Source organism: Arenimonas sp., from assembly GCF_019459675.1.
Lineage (GTDB): Bacteria > Pseudomonadota > Gammaproteobacteria > Xanthomonadales > Xanthomonadaceae > Arenimonas.
This window is the reverse complement of sequence record NZ_JAIBFH010000434.1, coordinates 1-5,991: the sequence shown is the minus strand read 5'-3', so window position 1 is coordinate 5,991 and position 5,991 is coordinate 1. Positions and strand designations below refer to the sequence as shown.

Sequence of the window (5,991 nt, the reverse complement as noted above, 5' to 3'; positions counted from 1 at the left end):
TGGCTGCGCCAGCAACAACGACCTGGACATGTTCGGCGAAATGCGCAGCGCGGCGCTGCTGGCCAAGGGCGTGTCGGGCGACGCCTCCGCCCTCGACGCAGCCACTACGCTGCGCATGGCAACCTTGGGCGGAGCGCGGGCGATGGGCCTGGGCGACCGCACCGGTTCGATCGAGCCGGGCAAGCTGGCCGACCTCACCTGCATCGACATGGATCCGCTGGAGACGCAGCCGATGTATCACGCCATTTCGCAGCTGGTTTACGCCACCGGACGCCACCAGGTGTCGGACGTGTGGATCGGCGGCGTGCGCAAGCTCGACGCTGGCGCGCTGGTGGACATGGACATCCCGGCCATCCGCGCCAGGACGCGGCAGTGGCGCGAGCGCATCGCCGGCATCAAGGTGCCGGCATGAGCGCGCCCGCGGCCAACGCCAGCCAGGCCGAGCTGGACAAGTTCGGCGCCCTGGCCAGCCGCTGGTGGGACCCGCAGGGCCCGCAGCGTCCGCTCCATGAGCTCAATCCGGCGCGCCTTGGCTACGTGCGCGACCGCCTTTCGCTGACGGGCGCCCGGGTGTTGGACGTCGGCTGCGGCGCCGGCCTGTTGAGCGAAGCGCTGGCGCGCGAGGGCGCGCAGGTCACCGCGCTCGACCTGGCGCCGGCCCTGATCGACGTGGCCAAGCTGCACCTGCTTGAATCGGGCCTGCAGGTGGACTACCGGCTGCAGTCGGTGGAAGACCTGGCGGCGGAACGGCCGGGCTCGTTCGATGCCGTCACCTGCATGGAAATGCTTGAGCACGTACCCGATCCGGCCGCCGTGGTGCGCGCCTGCGCGACGCTGCTCAAGCCCGGCGGCCAGCTGTTCCTGTCCACGCTGAACCGTACGCCGGCCGCGTTCGCGGTGGCCGTCGTCGGCGCCGAGTACATCGCCCGGCTGCTGCCCCGCGGCACGCACGACTACAAACAGTTCATCAAGCCGTCCGAACTCGCGGCCTGGCTGCGCGCGGCGGGCCTGCAGGCCAGCGACGTCAGCGGCCTGGCCTACGACCCGATCCGCCGCAAGGCCTGGGTCGGCGGGCCCACCGCCATCAATTACCTGGCCTGTGCGGTGAAAGGCTGATGTCCAGGCCGCCGCGTGCGGTGCTGTTCGACCTGGACGGAACCCTGGTGGACAGCGCCCCCGACCTCTGCAACGCCGTCAACCGCGTGGTGGTGGACCTGGGTCATGCGCCGGTGCCTTTGGCGCGCCTGCGCGAAGTGGTGTCCAAGGGTGGCCGCGCCATGCTGGCCGCGGCGCTGCCGCAGCTGTCCGACGACGAACGCGCGCCGCTGCTGGCGCCGTTCCTGGCGCACTACGCGCAGGCGCTGGCGGTGGACAGCCTGGTGTTCGAAGGCGTGTCCGATCTTCTGGCCGGGCTGGAATCCCGCGGCCTGCGCTGGGGCATCGTCACCAACAAGCCCGAGGCGCTGGCGCGTGGCGTGGTGGAAGGCTTCGGCTGGAGCCAGCGCAGCGCCGTGCTGATCGGCGGCGACACGCTGCCCCGGCACAAGCCCGACCCCGACCAGCTGCTGCTGGCCTGCGACCAGATGGGCCTCGCCCCGTCCGACGTGATCTACGTCGGCGACGACCTGCGTGACGTGCAGGCCGCGCGCGCCGCCGGCATGGTGTCGGTGGCGGCGCTGTGGGGCTACCGCGAGCCGCACGACGACCCGGCCACCTGGGGCGCCGACCACGGCTTCGCCAACGCGCGCGACCTGCTGTCGGCGCCGGGCCTGCTGCCGCCGTGAGCGCGCCGCCCGACGACGCCATCGCCCACTTCGTGGCCAAGTGGCATCGGCGCGAGCCGGAAATGGCCCTGGCCGAGGTGTTCTGCGCGCCCGGCCAGCGCCCGCGCTTCCGCGCCTGGGGCGCTTTGGTGCACGAGCTGCGCGAAGCGGCGTTCGAACTCAGCGACGCCCGGGTGACGGCGGTGAAGTGCCAGTGGTGGGCCGAAGAACTGGCGAACCTGCCGCAGGGCAGGGGGCGGCACCCGATCAGCGCCGACATCGCGGCGCCGGCCCTGCCCTGGACGCCGCTGGCGCGCGCGCTGATCGAACAGTCCCTGCTGGACGACCGCCCGGGCGACGCAAGCGCCGCGTTGGCGCACATGCAGCCGCTGGCGCGGGCCCTGGCCGATGTCGAAAGCGGGCTGTTCGACGCACCGCCCGCCGACACGTCCGCCATCGCCGTGCACCTGCTGCTGCAGCGCCTGCCGCAGGGCCTGCTGGCTGCCGACCAGGCGCGGCTGCCGCTGAACCTGCTGGCCCGCCACGGCCGCACGGTGGCCCAGGTGGGCGCAGGCGAGGGCGAAGCGGTGCTGCGCGATTGGGCCAGCGCGCTGTTGGACGCGCTGCCTGCCGCTTCTTCGTCGCAGCCCCTGTTCCGCCGGCTGCGCACCGGCTTCGATCGCGTGCGCCTGGCCCGGCTGGCGGCTGGCCGCGGCTTCGCGCCGCCGGCGGCGCCGGCCACGGTCTGGCGCGCCTGGCGCATCGCCCGGGGCGCCTGAAACGCATTGTTCCGGGCGTCCGCGGGCGTCAAACGCCCACTTGACGTAGCCTGCACCCGCCCTCAAATAGTTTGGCAAGCCATTGAACAGGAACATCGACGTGCCCCCCAGCCCCCTTGAGAACACCGCCCGCGTGCTGCCCGACATCGCGGTGGAGCCGCATCTGGCGCAGGCCGGGGCGCTGGACTGGGTGGGCATGGGCGAAATCGAGATGCCCGTGCAGCTGCAGGCCGACGAAGGCCGCACGGTCAGCAGCGGCGCCCGGGTGAACGCTTTCGTGAACCTCAAGCGCAGCGACGCGCGCGGCATCCACATGTCGCGCCTGTACCTGCACCTGGACAAGGCGCTGTCGAGCGAGCCGGTGACGCCGGCCAGCATTCGACGCCTGCTGAAGGATTTCCTGGAGTCGCACGCCGACCTGTCCGATCGCGCCATGGTCAGCCTGTCGTTCGAACACCTGGTGCGGCGCAAGGCGCTGGCCAGCGACAATAGCGGCTGGAAAAGCTACCCGGTGACCATCACGGGCTTGATGGACCGCGGTCATTTCTCGCTGGAACTGGGCCTGGAAGCCGCTTACTCCAGCACCTGCCCGTGCTCGGCGGCGCTGGCGCGCCAGCTGATCCAGGAACAGTTCCAGGCCGATTTCGCCGCCGGCAAGCCGGTGGACCGCGACGCCGTGCTGGCGTGGCTGGGCACCGAGCAGGGCATCCGCGCCACGCCGCACAGCCAGCGCTCCATCGCGTCGGTGAAGCTGCGCCTGGTGCCGTCGTTCCAGAGTTTCCCGATCGTTGAAATCATCGACCGCATCGAAGACGCGCTCAAGACGCCGGTGCAGACCGCGGTGAAGCGCGTGGACGAGCAGGCCTTCGCCCTGCTCAACGGCCAGAACCTGATGTTCTGCGAAGACGCCGCCCGCCGCATGAAGGCTGCGCTGGACGCCGACGAGCGCATTGGCGACTTCTGGCTGCGCGCCACCCACCTGGAAAGCCTGCACGCCCACGACGCCGTGGCCGTGGCCACCAAGGGCGTGCCGGGCGGCTACACGGCGCTGCCGGACGGGCTCGCCGGGCGCTGAGCCCGGCGCGGCGCGCTTACTTCGGGCGCTCCAGCACCAGCAGCGGGTCTATCCGCACGTCGAACCAGCTCATGCCCCAGTGCAGGTGCGGCCCGGTGGCGCGCCCGGTGGCGCCCACCCGCGCCACGGCCTGGCCCTGCGCCACGCGGTCGCCCACCTTCACGTCAATGCGCGACAGGTGCAGGAAGTTCGAGCTGATGCCGTGGCCGTGGTCGATCAACAGGGTGCCGCCGGTGAGGTAGAAGTCCGGCGCCACCAGCGTCACCACGCCCGCCGCCGGGGACAGCACCGGCGTGCCGGTGGGGGCGGCGATGTCCATGCCCGAATGCGGGCTGCCGGGCGAGCCGTTGTAAACGCGCTGGTTGCCGAAACGTCCGCTGATGCGGCCGGTCACCGGCCAGGCGAACGCCTGGGCGAAATCGGCGCGGGCGTCGTCGCGCTCGCGGGCCTGCACCACCTGCGCCTGTTCGCGGCGGATGCGCTCGGCGATGGCCGGCGGGGGCGACACGGTCTTGGGCGGCACGCCGTTCACCCGCTCGATGGGCCAGTCCCGCGGGGTCACCGCGATGCTGACGACCTGGCTGCCGCCGTCAGGGCGACGTACGGCCACCTGCAGCGGCCCGCTGGCGTCGCGGCCCACGCCGAACACCACGCTGCCGTAACCGGTGACGCGAAGGCTGCGGCCGCCGTGTTCGACCAGGCTGCCCGGTGGCACCTTGCCGATGACCAGCGCGCCCTGGGGCACGCTTGCCGGGAACACCACGCGCGCCTCGTCGGCCGGTGCCGGCGCGGCCGTGCCCGCCGCGACGGCCAGCAGCGCCGCCAGCAGCCAGCTCATCGCTTGGACCTGCGCGGCTGCGGCAAGGGCGCGCGCATGGCCGGCCATCGGGTGGGCGCGCAGGCGCGTGCTTTCATGGGGATGGGGGTCATTCGGGCGCCTCGCGTTCAGGCCAGGTTTCAGGAACAAGGTCGACACCGCCCGGGTTGAACGGGTGGCAGCGACCGATGCGTTTGGCGCCCAGCCAGCCGCCGCGGACCACGCCGAAGCGCTCCACGGCCTGCATCGTGTACTCCGAGCAGGTGGGATAAAAGCGACAGCGCTGGCCCAGAAGGGGGCTGATGACCCTTTTGTAGCCGCGAAGCAGCAGGATGACTGGCTTTTTCACTGATTGCGCCGGAGGGGCTGCCGGCATATGGTTGCCGCTGGATAAGGTACTAGGCTATAACACGCCGCCTTTGAGCCTCAAGGAAAGAGAGGAATTGCCCTAGTGGCCGCTAAGAAACCCGCAAAGAAGGCCGTCAAGCCGGCCTCCAAGAAACCCGTCAAGGCCAGCACGCCGGCAAAGAAGCCCGCTGCCAAAGCCAAGACGGCCACCAAACCTGCGAAGAAGGCCGTGAAGCCTTCCAAGCCCGCCAAGAAGGTTGCCAAGCCCGTCGCCAAGGCTAAACCTGCTGCGAAGCCAGTCAAAAAGCCAGCAAAGCCGGCCGCCAAACCGGTGAAGAAGGCCGCCGCCAAGCCCGTGGCCAAGAAGCCGGTGGCCAAGGCCACCAAGCCCGTGGCCAAGCCGGCTGCGAAGCCGGTGGCCAAGGTCGCGGCCAAGCCGGCTGCCAAGCCTGCGCCGGTGTCCAAGGCCGTCGCCAAGGCCGCACCGGCACCGGTGGCCAAGGGCAAGTCCGCTTCGGCGGGCAAGTCTGCGCCAGCGGTGGCCAAGCCGGTCGCGGCACCCCCGCCGCGGCGTGAGCCGGGCGTGCGTGCCGGCTACGTCAAGCCGACCGCCCCGCGTCCCGAGCGCATCAAGCCGGCTCCGGCCAGGGTGCGCGTGGTGCTGGCGGCGGGCTACAAGCCCGGCCCGAAAGAGGAATACATGGGCCCGATGCAGCTCGAATACTTCCGTCAGCGCCTGCTGAGCTGGAAGTCCGACCTGGTCGAGGAATCCAAGCAGACCATCGAGAACCTCAAGGAAGAGGTGCGCGACGTCGGCGATGAAGCCGAACGCGCCAGCCGTGAATCGGAGAACTCGCTCGAGCTGCGCACCCGCGACCGCTACCGCAAGCTGATCAGCAAGATCGACAGCACGCTCAAGCGCATCGAGGACGGCAGCTACGGTTACTGCGTGGACACGGGCGAAGAAATCGGTCTCGACCGACTTGAAGCCCGCCTCACGGCTGAACGCACCATCGATGCCCAGGAACGCTGGGAGCATCGCCAGAAGCAGATGGGCGAATAAGCCTTTCCGCGACTGGTCCGTAAAAGAGCCCCGCATTCGCGGGGCTTTTTTTGGGTTCTTCACCCAAGTCAGTGGTTACGGCGCCGGCCCCACCGCGAAGGCGAGGGTCACTTCCTGCTCATGGCACGGCCTTTTAAATCGCAGGA

Annotated in this window: 8 protein-coding genes; 6 read left to right on the top strand and 2 right to left on the bottom strand. The window is 70.5% G+C overall.

The window, feature by feature from the left end:
• From K0M70_RS14325 to folE2, 5 genes are all read left to right on the top strand, one after another.
• Positions 1-412, top strand: a 412-nt coding sequence (locus tag K0M70_RS14325; RefSeq protein ID WP_290783082.1) for an amidohydrolase family protein, incomplete at its 5' end; no start/stop codon positions are given.
• Positions 409-1,116 carry a bifunctional 2-polyprenyl-6-hydroxyphenol methylase/3-demethylubiquinol 3-O-methyltransferase UbiG gene (gene ubiG / locus K0M70_RS14320; RefSeq protein WP_290783080.1) on the top strand — a complete coding sequence of 236 codons (708 nt, stop codon included), beginning with the start codon at positions 409-411 and terminating at the stop codon, positions 1,114-1,116. The genes K0M70_RS14325 and ubiG, both read left to right, overlap by 4 nt.
• A complete protein-coding gene (gene gph, locus K0M70_RS14315; RefSeq protein WP_290783078.1) occupies positions 1,116-1,784 on the top strand; it encodes a phosphoglycolate phosphatase in 669 nt (222 codons plus the stop codon). Before ubiG ends, gph begins: the two co-directional genes overlap by 1 nt.
• A complete protein-coding gene (locus K0M70_RS14310) occupies positions 1,781-2,542 on the top strand; it encodes a hypothetical protein (protein WP_290783076.1) in 762 nt (253 codons plus the stop codon). Before gph ends, K0M70_RS14310 begins: the two co-directional genes overlap by 4 nt.
• 100 nt (positions 2,543-2,642) lie before the next feature.
• Complete coding sequence (gene folE2, locus K0M70_RS14305; protein WP_290783074.1) at positions 2,643-3,617, top strand: GTP cyclohydrolase FolE2; 975 nt, start codon at positions 2,643-2,645, stop codon at positions 3,615-3,617.
• A 16-nt stretch (positions 3,618-3,633) separates the two neighbouring features.
• Here the strand turns inward: folE2 and K0M70_RS14300 are convergent, their stop codons facing one another.
• Positions 3,634-4,455 carry a M23 family metallopeptidase gene (locus tag K0M70_RS14300; RefSeq protein ID WP_290783072.1) on the bottom strand — a complete coding sequence of 274 codons (822 nt, stop codon included), beginning with the start codon at positions 4,453-4,455 and terminating at the stop codon, positions 3,634-3,636.
• A gap of 88 nt (positions 4,456-4,543) precedes the next feature.
• Complete coding sequence (yidD, locus tag K0M70_RS14295; protein ID WP_290783070.1) at positions 4,544-4,810, bottom strand: membrane protein insertion efficiency factor YidD; 267 nt, start codon at positions 4,808-4,810, stop codon at positions 4,544-4,546.
• 75 nt (positions 4,811-4,885) lie between these two features.
• Between yidD and dksA the strand changes: the two genes are divergently transcribed.
• The gene (gene dksA, locus K0M70_RS14290; protein ID WP_290783068.1) at positions 4,886-5,845 is read left to right on the top strand and encodes an RNA polymerase-binding protein DksA; all 960 of its coding nucleotides are present in this window, start codon (positions 4,886-4,888) and stop codon (positions 5,843-5,845) included.
• Positions 5,846-5,991 lie beyond the last annotated feature (146 nt).

What these genes read in the sequence shown, in the direction of transcription:
- ubiG (WP_290783080.1), top strand. Translation starts at nt 409, where the DNA reads ATGAGCGCGCCCGCGGCCAACGCCAGCCAGGCCGAGCTGGACAAGTTC.
- gph (WP_290783078.1), top strand. Translation starts at nt 1,116, where the DNA reads ATGTCCAGGCCGCCGCGTGCGGTGCTGTTCGACCTGGACGGAACCCTG.
- K0M70_RS14300 (WP_290783072.1), bottom strand. Translation starts at nt 4,455, where the DNA reads ATGAGCTGGCTGCTGGCGGCGCTGCTGGCCGTCGCGGCGGGCACGGCC.
- yidD (WP_290783070.1), bottom strand. Translation starts at nt 4,810, where the DNA reads ATGCCGGCAGCCCCTCCGGCGCAATCAGTGAAAAAGCCAGTCATCCTG.